Origin of the sequence: uncultured Sneathiella sp. (assembly GCF_963973085.1) — a bacterium.
Lineage (GTDB): Bacteria > Pseudomonadota > Alphaproteobacteria > Sneathiellales > Sneathiellaceae > Sneathiella.
Genome location: NZ_CAXAXA010000003.1, coordinates 41,889 through 63,518, shown reverse-complemented (window position 1 = coordinate 63,518; position 21,630 = coordinate 41,889). Strand labels below are relative to the sequence as shown.

22 protein-coding genes are annotated in these 21,630 nt (G+C 53.9%); 13 read left to right on the top strand and 9 right to left on the bottom strand.

The genetic code is table 11. The features are described from left to right. Positions 1 to 3: 3 nt before the first annotated feature. Both AACZ19_RS08260 and AACZ19_RS08255 read left to right on the top strand, forming a co-directional pair. Positions 4 to 588: a TetR/AcrR family transcriptional regulator gene (locus AACZ19_RS08260; protein ID WP_339632861.1), complete on the top strand. Its 585-nt coding sequence runs from the start codon at positions 4 to 6 to the stop codon at positions 586 to 588. Then, positions 585 to 899 carry a hypothetical protein gene (locus AACZ19_RS08255; protein WP_339632859.1) on the top strand — a complete coding sequence of 105 codons (315 nt, stop codon included), beginning with the start codon at positions 585 to 587 and terminating at the stop codon, positions 897 to 899. Before AACZ19_RS08260 ends, AACZ19_RS08255 begins: the two co-directional genes overlap by 4 nt. Here AACZ19_RS08255 and AACZ19_RS08250 read toward each other — a convergent pair. Beyond that, entirely contained in the window at positions 894 to 1,451 is a 558-nt protein-coding gene (locus AACZ19_RS08250) for a TlpA disulfide reductase family protein (protein WP_339632857.1), read from the bottom strand. The genes AACZ19_RS08255 and AACZ19_RS08250 overlap by 6 nt on opposite strands. 54 nt (positions 1,452 to 1,505) lie before the next feature. On the opposite strand from AACZ19_RS08250, the gene argH reads away from it, so the two are divergent. From argH to AACZ19_RS08225, 5 genes are read left to right on the top strand one after another with little or no spacing between them, the layout of a single operon-like run. Continuing rightward, positions 1,506 to 2,906 carry an argininosuccinate lyase gene (gene argH / locus AACZ19_RS08245; RefSeq protein ID WP_339632855.1) on the top strand — a complete coding sequence of 467 codons (1,401 nt, stop codon included), beginning with the start codon at positions 1,506 to 1,508 and terminating at the stop codon, positions 2,904 to 2,906. Further along, complete coding sequence (locus AACZ19_RS08240) at positions 2,903 to 3,028, top strand: lipoprotein (RefSeq protein WP_339632853.1); 126 nt, start codon at positions 2,903 to 2,905, stop codon at positions 3,026 to 3,028. The genes argH and AACZ19_RS08240 overlap by 4 nt, the downstream gene beginning before the upstream one ends. 21 nt (positions 3,029 to 3,049) lie before the next feature. Further along, positions 3,050 to 4,315 (top strand): diaminopimelate decarboxylase, encoded by a 1,266-nt coding sequence (lysA, locus tag AACZ19_RS08235; RefSeq protein ID WP_339632851.1) that lies wholly within the window; start codon positions 3,050 to 3,052, stop codon positions 4,313 to 4,315. Between the two features lie 11 nt (positions 4,316 to 4,326). Then, a complete protein-coding gene (locus AACZ19_RS08230; protein WP_339632849.1) occupies positions 4,327 to 6,843 on the top strand; it encodes a TIGR02302 family protein in 2,517 nt (838 codons plus the stop codon). A gap of 31 nt (positions 6,844 to 6,874) precedes the next feature. Further along, positions 6,875 to 7,873: a glycosyl transferase family protein gene (locus tag AACZ19_RS08225; protein WP_339632847.1), complete on the top strand. Its 999-nt coding sequence runs from the start codon at positions 6,875 to 6,877 to the stop codon at positions 7,871 to 7,873. Positions 7,874 to 7,894: 21 nt separating this feature from the next. On the opposite strand, the gene AACZ19_RS08220 is transcribed toward AACZ19_RS08225, so the two are convergent. Both AACZ19_RS08220 and AACZ19_RS08215 read right to left on the bottom strand, forming a co-directional pair. After that, a complete protein-coding gene (locus tag AACZ19_RS08220; RefSeq protein ID WP_339632845.1) occupies positions 7,895 to 9,676 on the bottom strand; it encodes an extracellular solute-binding protein in 1,782 nt (593 codons plus the stop codon). Between the two features lie 6 nt (positions 9,677 to 9,682). Beyond that, positions 9,683 to 11,167, bottom strand: a complete 1,485-nt coding sequence (locus tag AACZ19_RS08215) for a PLP-dependent aminotransferase family protein (RefSeq protein WP_339632843.1) — start codon at positions 11,165 to 11,167, stop codon at positions 9,683 to 9,685. Positions 11,168 to 11,342: 175 nt separating this feature from the next. Between AACZ19_RS08215 and msrA the strand changes: the two genes are divergently transcribed. Beyond that, positions 11,343 to 11,825 (top strand): peptide-methionine (S)-S-oxide reductase MsrA, encoded by a 483-nt coding sequence (gene msrA, locus AACZ19_RS08210; RefSeq protein ID WP_339632841.1) that lies wholly within the window; start codon positions 11,343 to 11,345, stop codon positions 11,823 to 11,825. 17 nt (positions 11,826 to 11,842) lie between these two features. On the opposite strand, the gene AACZ19_RS08205 is transcribed toward msrA, so the two are convergent. Together AACZ19_RS08205 and phaR are read right to left on the bottom strand one after the other, a co-directional pair. After that, entirely contained in the window at positions 11,843 to 12,274 is a 432-nt protein-coding gene (locus AACZ19_RS08205; RefSeq protein ID WP_339632839.1) for a hypothetical protein, read from the bottom strand. A 226-nt stretch (positions 12,275 to 12,500) separates the two neighbouring features. After that, positions 12,501 to 13,115 (bottom strand): polyhydroxyalkanoate synthesis repressor PhaR, encoded by a 615-nt coding sequence (phaR, locus tag AACZ19_RS08200; protein WP_339632837.1) that lies wholly within the window; start codon positions 13,113 to 13,115, stop codon positions 12,501 to 12,503. Between the two features lie 240 nt (positions 13,116 to 13,355). On the opposite strand from phaR, the gene AACZ19_RS08195 reads away from it, so the two are divergent. The 4 genes from AACZ19_RS08195 (at position 13,356) to AACZ19_RS08180 (ending at position 17,661) form a co-directional block, all read left to right on the top strand. Continuing rightward, positions 13,356 to 14,591: an alpha/beta fold hydrolase gene (locus AACZ19_RS08195; RefSeq protein WP_339632835.1), complete on the top strand. Its 1,236-nt coding sequence runs from the start codon at positions 13,356 to 13,358 to the stop codon at positions 14,589 to 14,591. Between the two features lie 146 nt (positions 14,592 to 14,737). Then, a complete protein-coding gene (locus AACZ19_RS08190) occupies positions 14,738 to 15,907 on the top strand; it encodes an acetyl-CoA C-acetyltransferase (RefSeq protein WP_339632833.1) in 1,170 nt (389 codons plus the stop codon). A gap of 30 nt (positions 15,908 to 15,937) precedes the next feature. Continuing rightward, on the top strand, positions 15,938 to 16,660 hold the full coding sequence (gene phbB, locus AACZ19_RS08185) for an acetoacetyl-CoA reductase (protein WP_339632831.1): 723 nt from the start codon (positions 15,938 to 15,940) through the stop codon (positions 16,658 to 16,660). 92 nt (positions 16,661 to 16,752) lie between these two features. Then, positions 16,753 to 17,661 carry an EamA family transporter gene (locus tag AACZ19_RS08180; RefSeq protein ID WP_339632829.1) on the top strand — a complete coding sequence of 303 codons (909 nt, stop codon included), beginning with the start codon at positions 16,753 to 16,755 and terminating at the stop codon, positions 17,659 to 17,661. Here the strand turns inward: AACZ19_RS08180 and AACZ19_RS08175 are convergent. Together AACZ19_RS08175 and gloB are read right to left on the bottom strand one after the other, a co-directional pair. Next, positions 17,658 to 18,101: a cupin domain-containing protein gene (locus tag AACZ19_RS08175; protein WP_339632827.1), complete on the bottom strand. Its 444-nt coding sequence runs from the start codon at positions 18,099 to 18,101 to the stop codon at positions 17,658 to 17,660. The genes AACZ19_RS08180 and AACZ19_RS08175 overlap by 4 nt on opposite strands. A 3-nt stretch (positions 18,102 to 18,104) precedes the next feature. Beyond that, positions 18,105 to 18,875 (bottom strand): hydroxyacylglutathione hydrolase, encoded by a 771-nt coding sequence (gene gloB, locus AACZ19_RS08170; RefSeq protein ID WP_339632826.1) that lies wholly within the window; start codon positions 18,873 to 18,875, stop codon positions 18,105 to 18,107. A gap of 69 nt (positions 18,876 to 18,944) precedes the next feature. Between gloB and AACZ19_RS08165 the strand changes: the two genes are divergently transcribed. Then, on the top strand, positions 18,945 to 19,709 hold the full coding sequence (locus tag AACZ19_RS08165; protein ID WP_339632824.1) for a methyltransferase domain-containing protein: 765 nt from the start codon (positions 18,945 to 18,947) through the stop codon (positions 19,707 to 19,709). Here the strand turns inward: AACZ19_RS08165 and metW are convergent. Continuing rightward, positions 19,706 to 20,344, bottom strand: a complete 639-nt coding sequence (gene metW / locus AACZ19_RS08160) for a methionine biosynthesis protein MetW (protein WP_339632822.1) — start codon at positions 20,342 to 20,344, stop codon at positions 19,706 to 19,708. The genes AACZ19_RS08165 and metW overlap by 4 nt on opposite strands. Continuing rightward, on the bottom strand, positions 20,341 to 21,486 hold the full coding sequence (locus tag AACZ19_RS08155) for a homoserine O-acetyltransferase (protein WP_339632820.1): 1,146 nt from the start codon (positions 21,484 to 21,486) through the stop codon (positions 20,341 to 20,343). The genes metW and AACZ19_RS08155 overlap by 4 nt, the downstream gene beginning before the upstream one ends. Positions 21,487 to 21,630: the final 144 nt, after the last annotated feature.

Sequence of the window (21,630 nt, the reverse complement as noted above, 5' to 3'; positions counted from 1 at the left end):
TATATGGCACGAACAAAATGCTTCAATCGCGAAGAAGCGCTGGATAAGGCGATGCAAGCTTTCTGGGCGAAAGGCTATGAGGCGACGTCCATTCAGGACCTTGTCGATTGCATGGGCATTAATCGCGGCAGCCTTTATGACACGTTTGGTGACAAGCACAGCCTGTATCTCGCAGCGCTGGACCAGTATGGTACCGGCGCGTTGCTTCGTACGGATGTGCTGCGGCAAAAAGGCGATCCGCGCGAGATTCTTTCCAAATTCATGTATGTTTTTACGCAAAAGCAAGTCATGGACCCCAAACGCCGGGGCTGCTTCATGACGAATGCGGCAGTTGAGCTCTGTTCCCGCGATGACGAATGTGCGGACAGGGTCCGTATTTTCTTCGAGGATATGGAAACGGCCCTGAAAGAGTTGATAGAGCGCGGACAGCGGGAAGGTGAGTTCAAGTCAAAACGGGACGCAGCCTCGCTTGCCGCCTTTTTTGTGGGCGTCATGCAAGGAATTCGCGTTATCGGCAAGGTCAATCCGAATGAGGCACTGCTTCGTCCGATGGTCGATGTGGCGTTGACGGTTCTTGACAGCGAATGACAGAACTCGGTGTTGATCTTTGGGCGGCAGTATTTCAGGCGGCGACTTTCCTGTGCCTGATGGCGGTACCCTGGACAGATGGGAAACTGCGGCTGCTGGTCGGATCGATTGCCGGTGCGGGCCTCTTCCTTATATTGGCCTTCCAGTTTTATATCGGTGTTGAGAAGCAAGATTACGGGCTTGGCGCTGATCTGATGATTGTGACGCTTGCAAATGCGGCACTATATCTGGCGATCAGTTGGGGTGTGGAGCGGGTGTTCCGGCTTTATCTGATCAAACGCCGGAAAGACGGTCCGCCGCCGTCTTCATGACTCGGCAATAACATGCCTGATTAAGGCCATCGCCTCCGGTGTATCCCACTCCGCCGGGCCGACAAGACGTCCGATTTCCTCTCCCTCCCGGTTCAAGAGGATGCTGGCGGGCAAACCGAACACGCCGGCCCCTCGACCTGATTTGACCGTCTTGTCATTCAGGGCCACCAGATTCTGGATGCCGAGCTTGGTGAAGAAATCCGTCACTTTCCCCATTCCCTGAAGATCCTGTCCGATCGCGAGAACTTCAAAGTCATCGCCGCCAAGCGTTCCCTGTAAACGATCCAGACTTGGCATTTCCTTACGGCAGGGCGCGCACCATGTCGCCCAGAAATTCAGCAGTATGACTTTGCCCTGATAGTCTGAAATACGTTCCTGTTCACCATCAGCATTCAGAAAAGTAAAATCCTTGAACGGGCGCGGCGTGTCGTAAGGGGCGAAATTCTGCATCTCGCCAGTGAGTAATCCATCCATATTTTCAGAGAAAGCTGTTGATGTTCCCGCTACAAGCCCTGTAAATGTAAGCAAGAACAGCAGGCTTGTGAATTTCATGGGTCTGATCATTTTAATTGTCTTACGTCCAATTGTTACAAAGCGAGCCCGAAAATGAGCGCAAATGAGCTTTGGGGCGGCAGGTTTGCCAAAGGCCCCGCCGAAATTATGGAACGGATCAATGCCTCCATTGACTTTGACCGTCGGCTCTACGCCCAAGATATAATGGGTTCGATGGCGCATTCCAGTATGCTGATCGATTGCAATATCATTTCCAAGGAAGATGGCCAGAAAATTCAGGACGGGTTGCAGACAATTCTTCGTGAGATCGAGGCAGGAAATTTCAAGACGGACCCGGCGCTTGAGGATATCCACATGCATGTGGAGGCGCGCCTTCGCGAACTGATCGGCGATGCAGCAGGAAGACTGCATACGGCGCGTTCACGCAACGATCAGGTGGCGACGGATTTCCGGCTCTGGGTGCGCGATACCATGGACCATCTGGATGGGGAACTTGCTGATCTGCTGGACGCGCTACTCGATCAGGCAGAAGCGGAGGCGGATACCGTCATGCCGGGCTTCACCCATTTGCAAGCGGCGCAGCCCGTCACTTTTGGACATCACATGCTGGCCTATGTCGAAATGTTCGCACGTGATCGTGGGCGGCTTGCAGATGCCCGCGCGCGCTTAAATGAAAGCCCGCTCGGCTCGGCGGCGCTGGCCGGTACTTCCTTCCCCATCGATCGGGAACAGACGGCGAAAGCGCTGGGGTTCGACCGGCCGACGGCCAATTCCCTTGACGGTGTATCGGATCGGGATTTTGCGTTGGAATTCCTGAGCTTCGCGTCCATCTGTTCCATGCATCTTTCCCGGCTCGCCGAGGAGATCGTTATCTGGTCGAGCGCGCAGTTCCGTTTCGTTGAATGTTCCGATAGCTTCTCGACCGGTTCCTCCATCATGCCGCAGAAGAAAAATCCGGATGCGGCGGAGCTGATCCGTGGCAAGGCTGGACGAAGCGCGGGCGCCTTCACCACTCTTCTGATGATGATGAAGGGGTTGCCCATGACTTACGGCAAGGACATGCAGGAGGATAAAGAGCCGGTCTTTGATGCCGCCGATAACCTGCAGCTTTGCCTTGCCGCTATGAGCGGGATGATCCGTGACATCAAGGTCAATGGCGAGATCATGACCGCAGCGTCCGGTGCCGGTTTCACAACGGCAACCGATCTTGCGGACTGGCTGGTGCAGAAGCTCGACATGCCGTTCCGTCGGGCTCACCATGTTACCGGCACTCTTGTAAAGCTGGCCGAAGACAACAAATGTGGTCTGGAAGATTTATCGATTGACCAGATGCAGTCGGTGGAAAGCGAGATCACGGATGATATATATAAGGTGCTCGGCGTCCAGAATTCTGTTGCCAGTCGGGTGAGTTATGGTGGCACGGCGCCGTCGAATGTGCGTGAGCAGATTGCCCGCTGGCGAAAAGTCCGGACAAAGGAAAGGGGGGCGAAATGAAACGGGCATTCTTGACGATGCTTGTCATCCTGTTGACGGCCCTTTCCGTTGCTGCCTGTGGTGTGAAAAGCCCGCCCAAATATTCACCGGACGCGCCGAAGTCCGAGCCCAAGAAGAGCTGATTTTTTACAGATTGTCGGAAAATGGATCATTTTACCTATAAGAATGGCGAGCTCTATGCCGAGGGTGTTCCCTTGCGCGTCATTGCCGAGGCAGTGGGCACGCCGTTTTATTGTTATTCCACCGCAACATTGGAGCGGCACTACAAAGTATTCTCCGGCGCGTTCGATGGCGCGAATGCCCTCGTTTGCTATGCGCTGAAGGCCAATTCCAATCAGGCGGTGATCCGCACGCTTGCCAATCTCGGATCGGGCGCGGATGTGGTCTCCGAAGGCGAACTTCGCCGCGCGTTGCAGGCAGGTATTCCACCTGAAAAGATCGTTTTTTCCGGGGTTGGCAAGAAGCCCGAAGAAATGCGCTATGCGCTTAAAGTCGGCATCCATCAGTTCAATGTGGAATCGGAACCTGAAGTTCACTTGCTGAACGAGGTCGCGAGTGGCATGGGGGTGAAGGCGCCCATCACTTTCCGCGTGAATCCGGATGTGGATGCGAAGACCCACGCCAAGATTTCCACCGGCAAGGCGGAGAATAAATTCGGTGTGCCCTGGCAGGATGCCTCGCGCATCTATGCCGAAGCGGCCGCGCTGCCGGGGATTGAGATCAAAGGCGTTGATGTGCACATCGGCTCTCAATTGACGGATCTCGAACCTTACAGGAATGCGTTTAACCGGGTGCGAGAACTTGTCCAGCAGCTTCGCAGCGAAGGTCATGATATCAGCCGTGTCGACCTTGGTGGCGGGCTCGGTATCCCCTATGATGCCAATATTCCGCCTGACCCGATAGCTTATGCCGCCGTTGCGCTGGAGGCGATTGGCAACCTGGGCTGCCAGATTGTTTTTGAGCCAGGACGATTGATCGTCGGGAATGCCGGTGTACTGGTGTCGGAGGTTATCTATGTGAAGCAGGCGACGCAGCGGAAGTTTGTCATTCTGGATGCGGCGATGAACGACCTGATCCGGCCAGCAATGTATGACGGTTATCACCATATCGACCCGATTCGCGAGGATCGGAAAAATGGCCCCTATGCGCCTGCGGATGTTGTCGGACCGGTGTGCGAGACGGGAGATACCTTCGCCCGGGAACGCGAAATGCCGGATCTGGCACGCGGGGATCTCGTGGCCTTCCGAAGTGCGGGGGCCTATGGCGCTGTGATGGCCTCCACCTACAATACGAGGCCGCTGGTACCCGAGGTTCTGGTGAAGGGGGATCAATATGAAGTGATCAGGGCGCGTCCGAGCTTGGAGGAACTGTTGAAACTTGATATACTGCCAACGTGGCTCGAGGGGTGAATCGAGGATGAATGCAGCGTCGCGACGACACGAGTGACAGCGGATATGGATTAGCGTTTGAAATCCGTATTCTGCTGGCGAAAGCCAACCTTCTTCTGGAGGGCTTATGGCGACATGGTCGGCTGTTCTTTTGCGTCGTAGGTTTGTTCATTGGCCTGTCGCTCCTTGATATCTGGTCTTATACGTCCAACTGGCTTCATATTCTGGCGCTTGTGCTGTTTGCGGCGGCCACTCTCTACACCCTGTATTATGCGGTAAGACGGTTCGAACGGCCGACGCGCGCTCGGGCGCTCCGTTATCTGGAGCGGCGCAATCAACTGGGCCATCGTCCCCTGCAATCTCTGGGGGTGACTTCAGAAGCCGAAAAAATCAACAATACATCGTCCAACTTGATGTGGCGGATTTACCAGAAGACACTCCGGCGGAGTTTGGCGGGTCTGAAGGTCGGTGGTCCCCGCCTCGATATGGGAGTTGAAGATAACTATGGCTTTCGGGCTATCGTTATCCTTCTGCTCGTTGCCGCCTTTATCATTGCCGGTCCTCGCTCGACGGAACGACTTTATGCCGCTGTGACACCGCAGGTTGTTACCCCGGCTGCTCCCACCAATGTCACCGCCTGGATTACACCGCCAGCCTATACCGCCCAGGCGCCAATTCTGCTTTCCCTCCCGGAAAATAGGGATGGGGCGGTGAAAGAATATGTGGTTCCAACCCAGAGCAGTTTCATTGCGCATGTTTTCGGCGGTGAGGGTGAGGCGCCTCTCCTGATTATTGGAGAGGACCGACAGGAATTCTCTCAGACCGATGCGCGAAACTTCCAGATTGAAACGTCCTTTGAACAGTCGGCAAAGGTAAAAATCGAAAAGGACGGAGAAATAATTGCAAATTGGCAGTTAAATATTATAGCCGACGAAATTCCGACGGTGAGCATAATTGATGAGCCGAAAATGACGGAGAGATCGGCCTTTAATCTGCAATATCAGGCATTGGATGATTATGGCGTGCAAAATATCGGCGGAGAGATTACCCGGGAGAACTCAGGGGACAAGATTGACCTCGCCCTGCCAACGCCCGGGCGCGGCTCCAAACGGATTGTGGGCAAGAGTTATCACGAATTGACATCACATCCCTGGGCAGGGCTCCCTGTGACGCTGATATTGTTTGCGGAAGACCAGCTTGGTCAGAGGGGGTCCTCAGACGCGCTGGATTTCGTCCTGCCGGAGAGAATATTTACTCATCCAGTGGCAAAGGCGCTGATCGAGCAACGCAAGAGGTTGGTGACCGAGCCGGAAGCCAGCAGAATGGAGGTTGCGCTGGTGCTGCATACACTCGCTGACCTGCCCGAGAGCTTCAATAACGACATGACAGTGCAACTGTCACTCTCCACGGCGCGGGCTATGCTTGTCAACGGTGAAAGCCAGAAGTCGATTGATGAGGTCGTGGACATACTCTGGGATACGGCGCTTCATCTTGAAAATGGTGATCTCTCGATGGCTGAAGCGGCGCTTAGAGAGGCGCAGGAAGCCTTGATGGAGGCGCTGAACAGTGACGCCAGCGATGCAGAGATCAAGCGGCTTGTAGAAGAATTGCGCGCGGCCATGGAAAATTTCCTTCAGGCGCTGGCGGAACAGGCCCAGCCGATGGATAATCAGGCGACGGGCGACCCAAATAGTCAGGACCAGCTTATCGAATCGCAAGACCTGCAGAAGCTGCTGGACCGTATTGACCAATTTGCGCGCGGCGGTGCGCGGGATGCGGCGCGGCAATTGCTGAGTGAGCTTCAGAATATCATGGAGAATTTGAAAGCGGCGGAAGCCCGCCCGCCCTCCGCCAGCCAGCAGGAAGCCCAGCAAATGCTCAATGAGCTTGGGCAACTGATGCAGAAGCAACAGGATTTGCTGGATCAGACGTTCCGCAAGTCGCAAGGCCGACAACCTCAGCAAGGCGACCAACCCGGCCAGAACGGCCAGCCGCGGCAGAATGGTCAGCAACCGGGACAACAAGGCCAGCAAGGTCAACAGGGTCAGTCTGATCAGCGCGGAAATCTTCAGGATCTTGCCGAAGTACAGGAAGCAATTCGTCAGATGCTCGGCGAGCTGATGGGACGGATCGGGGAAAATGGCGAAATCCCCGAAGCCTTGGGCCGCGCGGAGCGATCCATGAACGATGCGCGCGGCGCGCTTGAGCAGGGTCAGGGGCAATCGGCCCTGCAATCAGAGGGTGAGGCCCTTGAAAGCCTCCGTCAGGGAACTGAATCGATGGCCCAGCAAATGATGGAAAACGGACAAGGGCAAGGGCCGCAGTCCGCCGGACCCGGCCAACCCGGTCAGGGACGTGATCCGCTCGGCCGGCCTCTGAATGAAGAGGGCAACCAGGGCCGAAATGCCGGCAACGCCACGATGCGCAGTGAGGGAGAGAGTTTGAACAAAAGCCGTTCGATCCGCGATGAAGTGCAACGGCGGCTGTCTGATCCTGCCCGTAGTATGCTGGAACGGGACTATCTCAAGCGCCTGCTCGATATTTTCTAAACCACTGACAAATTCTGTTAAAGTCCCGCACATGACCCAAGATCATCCGTTCGCTCAGTATGTCCGCATTCTCGGCAAGGGCCCGAAGATGTGGCGTGACATGACATTTGACGAAGCCCGGGCCGCCATGAACATGGTGCTGTCAAACGAGGTGGAGCCGTTGCAACTCGGCGCTTTTCTTCTTCTGCTGCGCCGCAAGGGTGAAACGGGGAAGGAATTGGCCGGGATGGTCGCGGCGGCTCGGGATCATTTTCTTGAAAAAGATATCACGGCGAAAGTTGATTTCGACTGGCCGTCCTATGCCGATCGGCATCGTCAGCAACCCTGGTTTATTCTCTCCGCAATTCTTCTGGCCGATCAGGGATATAAAATCCTGATGCATGGGATTGAAGGGTACGCCGAGGGGTATGCGCCCACTCGCCCGGCACTGGAGATTTTCGGCGTTCCGCAGACAGGCTCTTTATCTGATGCTGAGACGGTTCTAGGGAATTGCAATCTTGCTTATCTTGGGCTCGAGAATTTCTGTCCGTCCGTCCAGTCGTTGTTTGAGCTGCGCCCCTATCTAGGCGTCCGCACGGCGGTGAATACCTTTGGGCGCGATCTCAACCCCTTTGCTGCGCCATATCAGCTTCAAGGCGTTTTTCACCCGCCCTATCAGGAACTCCATCTTGAGACAATCAAGGCCCTCGCGCAGCCGAATGGCTATATCTTCAAGGGCGGCGGCGGTGAAGTGCAACGCAACCCGATGAAACCGGCCTTGGTTGACGCTCTTGTGGAGGGCCGGGCGGAGGTACAGGAGTGGCCCGCGATGACGGACCAGAGTGTCTATAAGTGGCGCGAGGAAGAGCTTTCACCTATCGTATTGCTGCAAATGTGGCAGGGAAAGCTCGATCTTCCTGTGCCGGAACTTGCCATCATCGGTACGCTCGCCTTTGCCCTCAAGCTAGCTGACCCATCTCTTGATTTCGCGCGCGCTGAAGATCGTAGCCGGGAAATTTGGCGCAGCCGCGACAAGAAGCGGTTTGGTTAACTCATTGCCTGATTATAATGATTATTCGTACCACCAGAGATCTGGAGATGTTCCCCAGAAAGACGGAGTTACCGGCAGCTTTATTTCCGGCCAATGGGCGAGCCATTGTCGATCCGTGAAATAGAGCGGGATGACATAGTAGCCCCAGAGCAGGACCCGGTCGAGGGCGCGCGTGGCGGTGACAAGTGTATCTCGCGTGGTTGCCGTTGCGATTTTTTCTATCAGCATGTCAACGGATGCGAGACGAATACCCGGATAATTGCGCGTACCGGGGGTCGCGGCGGCGTCACGGCTCCAATAGAAAGCCTGTTCGTTTCCTGGCGAAAGGGATTGGCCCCAGCTGTTGATGATCATGTCGAAATCATAATTAGTCAGCCGGTTCTGGTAACTTGCCGTATCGATCTGGCGGATCGTGCTTTGAATACCAAGGGTGTCGAGGTTTCGTTGAAAGGGTGCGATCAGCTTTATATAGTCGCTGTTGTTTACGAGAAACTCGATCGTAAAGGCCTTGCCTGTTTCCTGGTGGCGGAGAGTGCCTGCGTCGACAACATAGCCCGCCTCCGCAAGTAACTCTTGCGCGCGGCGTAAGTTTTCCCGCGACCGGCCCGATTCGTCCGTTTCGGGAAGGTAAAAAACGTCATTAAAGACAGCGTCCGGAAGTTCCGGTTTGAACGGACTGAGCAGGTCCCGTACTACGGCAGGGATAGAGCCGCGTGCTGCGAGCGGGGAGTTCTCAAAAAAGCTTTCGGTCCGCTGATACAGACCATACAGGATGTTGGCGTTGACCCATTCGAAATCGAAGGCGAGGGTGAGCGCCTGGCGCACGCAGCGATCGCTGAATTTCTCCCGGCGGGTGTTGAAAACGAACGCCAGCATTGGCGCCGGGATCTGGAGCTTGGGAGTAGTCATTTTATAACCGGTGTGGAGGTCGGAAGTATCATATGCATTGGCCCATTTGGCAGCGCTATGCTCGAACCGGGCGTCAATATTGTGGGATTTGAAGGCCTCAAGCGCCACATCGTCATCACGGAAATAATCGTAGATTATTCTCTCAAAGTTAAACCGGCCCTTGTATTGCGGCAGGTGCCAACCCCAGAAATTGTCATCGCGTCGGTAGACGATACGCCGCCCGGCCTCGATCTTCTCAATAAGATACGGGCCGGAGCCGGGAATCGGGGTCAGTGAGGATTTGGTGAAATCCGGGTTCGTAACGGCGGGTTTTGGTAAAATACTCATTAATCCGATGATAAGGGGCATTTCATACCGCCCGTCTTCTTCAAACTCAAACCGGATTGCGAGGGTTCCCAGAATCTCTACCTTTGTCACCTTGCGATAGTAGCCTTGAACGTTGGGACGGCCTTCGTCGCGGAGCACTTCGAAGGACGCAAGCACATCCTCAGCTGTGATAGCGCGTCTATCGGAAAACCGGGCTCTGGGATCAATATGGAAGATGATCCAGCTCCGGTCCGGCGCAACGTCTATCGACCTTGCGATATTGGCGTAGAGGGTAAATGGTTCGTCACGGGAACGGTATAGCAAGGATTGGTAAACATCGCCAATCCCGCGCGGGCTGACCCCTTTCAGAAGAAATGGGTTCAGGCTGTCAAAGCTGCCGATCGCACTGAGGCGGAGGGTTCCGCCGAGAGGGGCTTCAGGATTGACATAGTCGAAACTGCGGAAGCCGGCAGCGTATTTGGGGGTGCCATGCATTGCGATGGCATGTTGTTCCTCCGCAGAGGGGCTTCTTTTTGCACCTATAAACAGGACCAGAACAAGTAGAAGAAAAAGCGGGAGTTGTCTCATAAAGATTTATGCAGCCTTACTACGTATTATACCTGAGAGTTTATCCACCAAATATGGCATTTTTTCTTCCGGTGTGCCCGCAAAGCCAAGGATCAGGCCAGTCTGTTTTGTCGGCATGTTATAAAACCCGGAGAGCGCCTTGATCAGCATCCCGTTTTCCAAAGCGGCGCGCTCGATATCCCTGTCTTTGATTTCCGGCGGCAGATAGGCGACCAGATGCATGCCGGATACTTGAGCGTCCACATGAAGGATGTCTCCGAGTTTTTCCTTCAACAGCCTAACGAGAGTTTTTTGACGGGCATCATACAGCAGCCGCATCCGGCGAATATGGGCGGCAAGATAGCCCTCGTTTATAAAATCGGCGAGGGCTGCTTCAGGCACGGCGGGCGAATGGCTGTCAATCGAGCGGCGAAGTGCAAGGAACACGTCTATAAGGTCTTCCGGCACCACCATATAGCCCACCCGCAGCCCGGAAAACATGACCTTGCTCATGGTGCCGACATAGATGACCCGGTTATCGTCATCAAGCCCCTGAAGGGAAGAAAGCGGGCGTCCGGTATAGCGATATTCGCTGTCATAGTCGTCTTCCAGAATAAAGCGTCTCTCTTCCTTCGCCCAATGGAGAAGATCGAGGCGCCGGGCGAGGGACATGGTTTGACCGAGAGGATATTGATGTGACGGCGAGATACAGGCCAGGCGTGCATCCGGCGCGAGTTCGCGGGCCGCATCAAGGGAAAAACCTTCCGCATCGACGGGTACGGATACCGGATGCGCCCCGGCCCCAAGGATGGATTCGCGGATGCCCGGATATCCCGGCTCCTCCATCCAGATGGGTTCGCCAGGCTCCGCAAAGGCGCGGACGACCAGATGGATCGCCTGTTGGGAGCCGGAAAGAACAATGACCTGATCGGCATGACATCGTACCGCCCGCGTCTGGCCGAGATGGGAGGCAATGGCTTCACGCAGGACAGTTGCCCCGCCAATGGGGTTGTCGACAAGAAACTCCCGGCCGGGGCGTCGCCAGTGACGTGCAAGCAATCGGGCCCAGTCTTCAAAGGGAAAGGCTTCCAATGCGGGCAGGCCCGGGGAGAAGGGAAGGCCCCGATACTGTCCTTTCAAGGGAATCCCTTTAAATGGCGCCGCCATTTTTGATAGATATACATCCCGCGCCCGAACATCCGAGTCAACTTCGCCCCCCTTGCGCTGTAAAAGATCGTCGGGGAGTTGATCGGAAACGTAGGATCCGGCACCAACCCGGCTAACCAGATAACCTTCTGCCATCAACTGGTCATAGGCACTGAGAACCGTATTCCGTGAAACCCCAAGGTCGGACGCAAGCGACCGGCTGGAGGGCAATCGTGTATCCGGTCTTAACCGGCCTTCGAGGATCGCCTGACGCAACGCGAGGAAAAGCTGTTGGTGCAGGGGCACATTGCTGTTGCTGTCGAGTGAGATCGTGTGCAACTGCGCATTTTTAAGCCGTCGGGGCATTGCTTTGACCAAAATGGTTTGAAAATACTGGAAATTCTATGAAAAGAGGGGGCCAATACCAAGGTTTATTTCACTGATCCGATCTTTGTGATCAAGTTTTCTTGTGCGCTGTTGTATTCTGAAGGAAATGCGCAAAATATAAAACAGCGCTGATCGAGATTGAGAGGAAACAAGAATGACAGCTACAACAGATATCGCCTATTTCGCGGCAGGTTGCTTTTGGGGCGTGGAGGCGGCTTTTCGTCAGGTAAAGGGGGTTCGGGAGACGGTCGTCGGCTATCAGGGAGGAGTGACCTCCAATCCTAACTATCAGGATGTGTGCACCGGCCAAACCCAGCATGCCGAGGTCGTCAAAGTTGTCTTTGACCCGGACGTCGTGAGCTATGACGACCTTCTCAATATTTTCTGGCAAAACCATGATCCGACGACACTCAACCGTCAGGGGCCGGATGTCGGCACTCAATATCGCTCTGCCATATTTTACAGAGATGAGGAACAAAAGGCGATTGCGGAAGCTTCCAAGCAGTCGCAGGGTCGGCGCGGGCTTTTCCGCCGTCCGATTGTTACGGAGATTTCACCGGCTCTCGATTTCTATCCAGCGGAAGATTACCATCAGCAGTATCTGGAAAAACGGGGTCTCGCAACCTGTCATATCTGAAGGAACAGTAACTTTGTTCAGGCCAGTCGCTCTGCGCGGCCTTCAAAGCCGAGGACGGTTGCTGTCAGGCTAAGACTGTTATCATAAGCAGATGCCGCCCGGCTATGTGCACGTACCGGATCGGGACTGGCAATACCATCTTCCTGTTGGGCGAGCTGTTGCGTCAGAAATTGTGCAGAGTAGGGGAAATGCTCGATCTCTTTCATCTCGCGCGAGGAAATGAAAGTCGGCTGAATATCCCGAAACTGGATCGGGGCCGTATTGGAGTTCTGCGCGGTTTCAGGGTTTGGCCGGGACTGCTGGCGTTCGGTCGCAAGATCCCGCTCTGCTTCCACACGATCGGGGTCACGCCGTGATGCGGCGTTGTTACGACTGTGAAAAGAGGCGTTGCTATCGTCCCGCTTGGGTGGCAACGGGACTATACTTGCAATGGGCCGCGAAATGTCCATCAATATCCGATCCGGGATCCGGTTGCAATTTAGGGGCCTTCGGCCTTCATTCTGAGGCCGTTTGACATTGGGGGATGGTTCGAATTCTCGATCATCCCTGAATTTTACCAATTACTATTACTGAAAACTCGACAATATTTCCTTAACAAGAAATAAAATAACGCGAAAAAATTAGCACAAAATTACATGGAATACAATTCTTGGTGAAATGTAGCCGGTGTAGTCGCTATTTTTTTGTGCTCATTTCATCTATGCGCTTTTGCATGGAATGCAATTGGTCTTTCAATTCCTGCATCATTTCGGCTGTGTGATCAGCTTCAGTTTCCTTGGGGGCAGCAGGTTTTTCACCTGGCGTTTCACTGTCTGTCCCACCAAAGATGGTAGGTGGGGCGAACATCCGGACGGCCTGGCTGAACATCTCCATATTTTTACGGCCCATTTCCTCGAACTGCTTGAACATGGGGTTTGCAGTCAGATTATCGGGCAAGACATCGCGCATTTTATCCTGATTGTCGGTAAAGGACCGCATGGACATTTCCAGATAATCCGGCACCACCGTTTGCAGCCGATCGCCATAAAAGCTGATCAACTGGCGCAGGAAACTAATGGGGAGAAGGTTCTGCCCCTTGGCTTCTTCCTCGAAAATAATCTGTGTGAGCACCGAGCGTGTAATCTCCTCATTCGTCTTGGCGTCGAATACCACAAACTCCGTCCCCTCTTTGACCATCCGGCTCAAATGATCCAGCGTGACATAGGAAGAGGTGGCAGTATTGTAAAGCCTGCGGTTCGCATATTTTTTTATGACAATGGGCTTTTTGCCATCTGACGTTTTATCAACCACTGTTTCTCCTAACTTCTGTTGGAAGAGTCATTATATACTATTTTCGCCTGTTACTGTTGCAGTGCGCAAGTTTATTGTGCAATGCCGTTCGTAAAAAACCTCTAAAAATTGAAAAATACCTTTCTGTTCTGTGGATTAGCGCATTTCTTGGGTGTATATAGGCACAATGATATGCAATAATAGGCAGAATAATCAGGCTATGGCCTTTGATTGCCCGCCAGAAAACCTAATTGGCAGTTTATGACAAGCACATTGCAATTGACAACGCCGCGCCTTGGCCCACGGCCACTGGCTTTGCATCTGGGGTTGGCAACAACAACCGTGGCAAGTTCCCTTGCGAGTCTGCCGTTACGCCACCAGGAGGAAACTTCCTCCCTGCCACAGCTTCCCGACTCTTTTGATAGTGCTCTGAATGCCGCCGCCACAAACGGCGATGCCGAAATGTTGCAAACGCTGGCGGATCAGGGCAGCGGACTTGTTCAGGATATGATTGACGGAATTCGTTTGTATCATCTTCATCCTTATCGGCGCGTTTCCCGTGATCGCCCGGTCATCTGGCAGGCTGGTTCAACCGTGATTCTGGATGGTGCACCGGATGCACCAGTGACGGCGCCGACAGTTCTTCTGGTGCCGTCCCTTGTAAATCGTGCTTATGTTCTGGATTTGATGCCTGGGCGAAGCCTTGTTGATTACTTGGCGGAATGTGGTATCCGGCCACTCGTCCTCGACTGGCAAGCTCCTGGTATGCAGGAGCGAGAATTTGATGTATCTGACTATGTAACGCAACGCATATGTCCGGCAATCGAGTTTGTCGCGAAAACGTATCCCAAAACCCCGCTGCACCTTGCAGGCTATTGTATGGGGGGCACCTTGGCTGTAGCGGCGGCGTTCCGGCAACAGGGGAAAATCCGGAGCTTCATTGCCATTGCTTCCCCCTGGGATTTTCATGCGGAGATTGGCGGGCAGGCGAAGATTCTGCTGGGTCAGCGGGAAATGTGGGCGAATATCCTTGCCGGCTTCGGTGAATTACCGGTGGACCTGCTGCAAACCCTGTTTGCCAGCCTTGATCCCAATCTCGGACTAAGAAAATTTAGTAAGTTTGCAAAAATGGATATGTCATCTGAACAGGCGCAAGAGTTTGTCGCGATCGAAGACTGGTTGAACGACGGATATCCTTTGGTGAAAGGAGTAGCCGCGGATGTATTCAATAAATGGTATGATCAGAATGAGCCCGAAATTGGTAGCTGGATGGTTGACGGATCAATCGTTCGTCCGCAGGATATAAGAGTTCCATCGCTTATTGCAGTTCCAAGAACAGATAAGATCGTGCCGCGCCCTTCGGCTCTTGCGCTGGCGTCGGTTTTGCCGTCGGCGACCGTGATTACGCCGCCTTCCGGGCATGTTGGCATGATGACGGGCCGTCAGGCGAAGGACGGTTTGTGGTGGCATATGGGAGAATGGATCTTAGCGAATTGAATTTTTTGCTCGGGAAAACAGAAAAAGGTTGCGAATGAAGACAACTAACGTTATTTCGTATGAGTCCTTTAAAAAGATTTAAAATTTCTCATGCGAGGTGATTTTTGAATTATAATTACAAAATCGGTATATAGGAGAAATAAATCATGGACGTTGTCATTACCAGTGCTGTGCGGACGCCTGTCGGTTCCTTCAATGGTGCGCTGTCTCCGCTTTCGGCTCATCAGTTAGGTGAAATTGTTATCAAGGAGTCGTTGTCACGATCCCAGATTGAGGCGTCTGAAGTCTCCGAGGTTATCCTCGGCCAGATATTGAGCGCCGGTGAAGGTCAGAATCCGGCGCGGCAAGCGTCCGTCAACGCGGGTGTTCCCTATGAGGTGCCGGCATGGGGAGTAAACCAGCTTTGCGGTTCAGGCCTCAGGGCAGTGGCCCTTGGATATCAGGCCATACTCAATGGCGATTCGCAAATTGTGATCGCCGGAGGTCAGGAAAGCATGAGCCGGGCACCACATTGCGCGCATTTGCGAAATGGTCAGAAAATGGGCCCGCTTGAATTTACCGACACAATGCTCAAAGATGGTTTGATCGACGCTTTCCACGGCTACCATATGGGTAATACAGCGGAAAATGTAGCGGCGAAATGGCAGATCACCCGCGATGCACAAGATGAATTTGCGGCGAACTCACAGAGGAAAGCATCAGAGGCACAGGCATCCGGGCGATTCAAGGACGAAATTGTGCCGGTTACAATATCAACCCGCAAGGGGGATGTGGTTGTTGACCAGGATGAATATATTCGCGGCGGAACAACCGTTGAAAAACTGAGCGGTTTGCGTCCAGCTTTCGCGAAGGATGGCTCGGTTACGGCAGGGAATGCCTCCGGCATCAATGATGGTGCGGCAGCCGTTGTCCTGATGACGGCAGAAGCGGCCGAAGCCAAGGGACTCAAACCCCTTGTGCGGATTGTTTCCTGGGCACAAAGCGGCGTTGATCCTGCCATCATGGGGACGGGCCCAATTCCGGCAAGTCGCGCGGCCCTCGAAAAAGCGGGCTGGACGAAAGATGACCTTGATCTCGTCGAAGCGAATGAGGCCTTCGCCGCGCAAGCCTGTGCAGTGAATAAGGATCTTGGCTGGGACACAGACAAGGTCAATGTGAACGGTGGCGCAATCGCCATCGGTCATCCTATCGGGGCATCGGGTGCCCGGGTTCTGGTGACATTGTTGCATGAGATGCAGAAACGTGACGCACACAAGGGCCTTGCAACCCTATGTATTGGTGGTGGCATGGGCATTGCCATGTGCGTCGAGCGGTAGACTTACTTAGATATCTAAAGGGAGCAGATAATGTCGAGAGTAGCAATTGTAACAGGTGGAACAAGAGGGATTGGGGAGGCAATCTCCATCATGTTGCATGAGAAAGGCTATAAGGTTGCGGCAAACTATGGCGGAAATGACGAGCGGGCCAGGGACTTCTCAAACCGGACCGGTATCTCCGCCTATAAATGGGACGTCTCTGATTTTGATGCCTGTATGGAAGGCGTTGCCAAGGTCAAGGCGGAACTTGGACCCATCGAGATTGTTGTCAATAATGCCGGGATCACCCGCGATGGCACGCTGCATCGGATGGATCCTGAAAACTGGCAAAAGGTCATCGACACCAATCTCGGCTCCTGCTTCAATATGTGCCGGGCGACGATTGAGGACATGCGGGCCAGCAAGTTCGGTCGTGTGATCAATATCGGGTCCATCAATGGCCAGGCCGGACAATATGGCCAGGTCAATTATGCTGCGGCGAAATCCGGCATCCATGGCTTCACAAAGGCCATGGCACAGGAAGGGGCTGCGCAGGGCATCACCGTCAACGCGATCGCGCCGGGATATATCGACACGGATATGGTTGCTGCCGTTCCGGAAAATGTGCTGGCGAAAATTGTCGCCGGTATTCCGGTCGGGCGTCTTGGCCAGGCGTCGGAAATTGCCCGTGGTGTCTGCTTCCTCGCGGCGGATGATGCCGGCTTTATTACCGGCTCGACCCTGTCCATCAACGGCGGACAGCATATGTACTGATAGTCACGGCTTTACGGCGAATTACAGGAGTGGCATGATGCGGCGCGGTCGATCATGCCATTTCTTTTTGTCAGGATTCTCGCGGTAAAATCATGAACAAGCAGGTTGAAAGAAGTACGGTTGCGAGCCTTTGCGGACTCGGCGCAATCCTGCTCTGGGCATTGCTGGCACTGTTTACGGCGGGTACAGCGCAAATTCCACCTTTTCAGCTTACAGCGATGACGTTCCTGATCGCTTTTTGCGGCGTGTCCCTGAAATGGGTGTTCTACCGGCAGAATGTGCGGAGATTCTTTCGTATCCCGCCGTCTCTCTGGGTGCTCGGCGTTGCCGGATTGTTTGGCTACCATTTCTTCTACTTTCTGGCCCTTAAAAATGCCCCGGCAGCGGAGGCGAGCCTGATCGCATATTTATGGCCGTTGTTGATCGTGCTTTTTTCCACCCTGCTCCCGGATGAGAGGTTTTACTGGTTCCATTTTGTGGGCGCTTTGATCAGTCTGGCGGGCGCGGGTTTGCTGATCACCAAAGGCGCGGCGTTCGAGCTTCAATCAGAATACACAATCGGCTATCTTGCAGCCATCTGCTGTGCCTTTATATGGTCCGGCTATTCGGTTCTGAGCCGTCGATATGCGGCTGTTTCCTCCGACGTCATTGGGCTATTTTGCGGCATTACCGCCATTTTGTCATGCGGCGCCCATCTCCTGTTTGAGGCGACGTTATGGCCCCAGGATGCATTGCAATGGATTTCCGTTTTGGGTTTGGGGCTCGGGCCCGTGGGGGCCGCTTTCTTCCTGTGGGATCGGGGCATGAAGCATGGGGATATCCAGTCCCTCGGCGTTCTGTCCTATCTCTCGCCCTTGTTATCGACTTTGATTTTGCTGGCGATGGGCGTTGCAACCTTCTCCTGGTCGCTGATCTTCGGGTGTCTTCTTATTACAATTGGCGCGCTTGTGGGCTCCCTGAATTTGCTGCGTTCCCTGTTGTCGAGTGGCACACCCGACTAGCTATCGCCTGGCGACCAGCTTTTTGGCGCCATCTCGAAGCCTTCAAACTCGAATCCGGGTGCAACGGTACAGCCAACAAGGGTCCACGACCCTCGCGATCGGGCCGACTGCCAATACCCGCGCGGGATAACAAGCTGTGGCCGCTCCCCCGCCACCATATCGGTTCCCAAAATCCACTCATCCGCCGGCGCGTCGTCTGCGGCGATTGTCAGCGTAAGCGGGGCACCTGCGTAATGGTGCCAGATTTCGACGGCATCAACCCGGTGCCAGTGTGAATAGTCTCCCTTCTCCAACAGATAATAGATTGCGGTGGAAATTGCCCGGTTCTGATCCGGTAATGTCATCTCGTCACGAAAGGTTTCCACGAAATGGCCGCCTTCCGGGTGCGGCTGCATCCCGAGGCGCTGTATGATATCCGCTGCTGTCTGTTCACGGGCCATCGGTCAGAAATTATCCTTCCTGCGACGGGTTTCGGCGAAGACCTCCACCGGATCGGCGCCCAACAATGCGAGTTCGGTCTGCAGGCCCGGATCATCGGCGCGCATAAAAGGGTTGGTTTGCTTTTCCTCGCCGAGGGTGGAAGGAACAGTCGGGAGCTTTTTTTTCCGCAATTCGAGGATCTCGTTGAATCGCCGCTTAAGCGCTGCGTTCTTGGGGTCGACAGAGAGGGCAAACCGGCCATTGGCCTCGGTATATTCATGGGCGCAATAGACTTTCGTGTCATCCGGCAAGGCACGGAATTTACCGATGCTGTCCCACATCTGCGCCGGAGTTCCTTCAAACAGACGACCGCATCCAAGGGCAAAGAGAGTATCGCCGCAAAATAACGCGTCAGACTCCTCGAACCAGTAGGCGATATGCCCGACGGTATGTCCGGGAACCTCGTAGACTTCTGCGCGTTGACTGCCAAACTCGAAAATATCGCCTTCCTCCACCTGGACATCGATGCCCGGAATGCGCGCGGCGTCATTCTTTGCGCCGACGATGGTGCAGCCGGTTTTTTCTTTCAGTTCCAGATTGGCGCCCGTGTGGTCCGGATGGTGGTGGGTGTTGATGATATGGGTAAGCTTCCAGCCAAGCTCCTTTAGCTTTTTCAGAACCGGTTCACTGACCGCCGGATCAACGACACCGACTTGGTCGCTGACGGGGTCGCGGAAGAGATAAACATAATTGTCGCTCAGAACAGGAATTTGGTGAATTTCCAGCTTGCTCATAATGTGCTCTTTCGGAATTTCGTGTTTTTGTTAAGTGTCCATTCTCATAATTTATGGCAGTATAACACTATGATAAGACCTGATGTTATTGATTTGCGGAATTTTTACCACAGCCCTCTCGGACAGGTGGTGCGGCGGACGATTGGCCGTAAAATCAGACTGATGTGGCCGGACCTGAAGAATTTTCGTGTTCTCGGTGTTGGATATGCCACTCCCTATCTTAATTCCTTCCGGTCTGAGACGGAGCGGGTAATCTCCTTCATGCCGCTACAACAGGGCGTGATCCAGTGGCCGCGGGAAGGGGGCAGTCTTGTCAGTCTTGTCGATGAGCGGACATTGCCGCTGCCTGATTCGTCGATCGACCGGATCATCTGGGTGCATGGCCTCGAAAATACGACGGATGTCGATCCAATTATGCAGGAGCTCTGGCGCGTGCTGACGTCAACGGGCAAGCTTCTGGTCGTAGTGCCGGGGCGGCGTGGGTTGTGGGCGCGGACGGAGAATACGCCGTTTGGCTATGGCCATCCTTATAGCGATAAACAGCTCAACCGGCTGCTGCGCGATAACAGCTTTACGCCCGGGGAGCTTCAAGGCGCGCTATACATGCCGCCAAGCAAATGGCGAATTAACTTACGGCTCGCACAAGCCTGGGAAAATATCGGCGAGAAATGGTGGGGCCATTTCAGTGGCGTTCGGCTGATGGAGGCGGAGAAGCAGGTATATGCCCTAACGGCACTGCCAGAACGGAAGGTGCGACAGCGCCCGGTAATTTTGCCTGCGGCACGGCCAGTAATCGCCAGACGTGAGGCTGGAAATATTATAAAAGACAGCTAGTCTTTCTTGGACAACATGAAGATACAGTCCGCGCCGAAGAAATTGGCAAATTTGCCGTAGGAGGCACGCGTCATGACCTTGCCGGAGGCCTTGACGATGACAGATTGCTCAATCTTCACATCCATCTGTTCGCAAAGCGCTGTGAAATCTTTTAGAGTACAAAAATGGATATTCGGGGTTTCATACCAGGGAATATCAAGTGAATTGGTCATCGGCATGCGCCCCTTGACCGTCAGATATGCCCGGCATCGCCAATAGGCAAAGTTGGGAAAGGACACGATAGCCCGCCTGCCGATGCGCAAGAGCTGTTCCAGGACGACATGTGGCTGATGGGTGGTTTGCAGTGTTTTACTTAAAATAGCGTAATCGAAACTGTCATCAGGGTAATAGACCAGATCAGTATCCGCGTTTCCCTGCACCACGGAAAGACCATTGGAAACGCATATGTTCACGCCGTGCTGGCTAAGCTCAAGTCCGCGTCCGTCAACATCTTTTGTCTCTGCAAGATGCGCAAGCAGCTGTCCGTCATCGCACCCAACGTCAAGAACCCGGCTTCCCGGTTCAACCATATCGGCAATAAGCTGCCAGTCGACACGGATATCCCGTTTCGGGATAAACTTAATCGGATCGTTCATGATGGCAAGCCCCGACTCTTGGCAGATGATCGCAGAAAGCCGTCAATGGTTTTGAACATCTCTGGCGTATCCAGCAGAAAGGCGTCATGCCCCTTGTCCGTCTCAACCTCGACAAAACTCACATTCGCCGCCGCGGCAATCAGCGCATGAACGATCTCCTTATTCTCTGATGTCGGGAACAACCAGTCGCTGGTGAAGGAAACAATACAGAAGCGTGTATTTGTTCCTTCAAATGCATTGGCGAGGGAGCCGCCGTGATCTTCCACCAGGTCGAAATAGTCCATGGCACGGGTAATGTAGAGATAGGAGTTCGCATCAAACCGATCGACAAAATTAATGCCCTGATAGCGGAGGTAGCTCTCTACCTGAAAATCCGCGTCAAAGCCGTATGTCAGATTATCCCGGTCCTGTAAATTCCGGCCAAATTTACGATGCAAAGCCGCTTCTGACAAATAGGTTACATGTGCCGCCATGCGGGCGACGGCGAGGCCGGCTGTCGGTTTTTCTTCGCTTGCGTAATAATTGCCGCTCTGCCAGTTCGGGTCGGCCATGACAGCCTGCCGCCCGACTTCATGAAACGCAATGTTCTGCGCAGAATGCCGGGCGGCACAGGCGATGGGAATGGCGCTGAAAACCCGATCGGGATAGGTGCTTGCCCATTGCAAGGCCTGCATGCCGCCCATGGATCCGCCGATGACGCAGAACCAGCTTTCTATTTCAAGATAATCCTGCAAAAGGGCCTGCGCCCGCACCATATCTGCAATCGTGATGATCGGGAAGTTCAGACCGTAGGGTTTGCCGGTTTTGGGATCCGTATCCTTCGGGCCGGTTGTGCCCATGCACCCCCCCAACACATTGCTGCAGACGATGAAATATTTATCGGTATCCAGAACTTTCCCCGGACCGATCATAAGGTCCCACCAGCCATTTTTGCCGGTCAACGGCTGGCGGCTGGCGGCAAACTGATCGCCTGTCAGCGCATGGCAGATCAGGATAGCATTTGACTTGTCCGCATTTAATTTTCCATAGGTGCAATAGGCTATGCTGACGGCCTCCAACGAGATGCCACAATCAAGCGGTAAGGGTGTTTCCGTTGCGAGAACAACGGAATGATTACCGGAATGTGGTGGATTTGCGGACACGTTTATTTCTCTTTTTGCCTAAATTGGATTAGAAAAATCTTTGTTTTGCATGACTTTGCTGTTAGCTAGTGCGGCGAGGCGAGGTCTGTCAATATATTCTTTGCCAATTAACGGGCTTTGTGGTCCAATTTTGACGAAATGGTC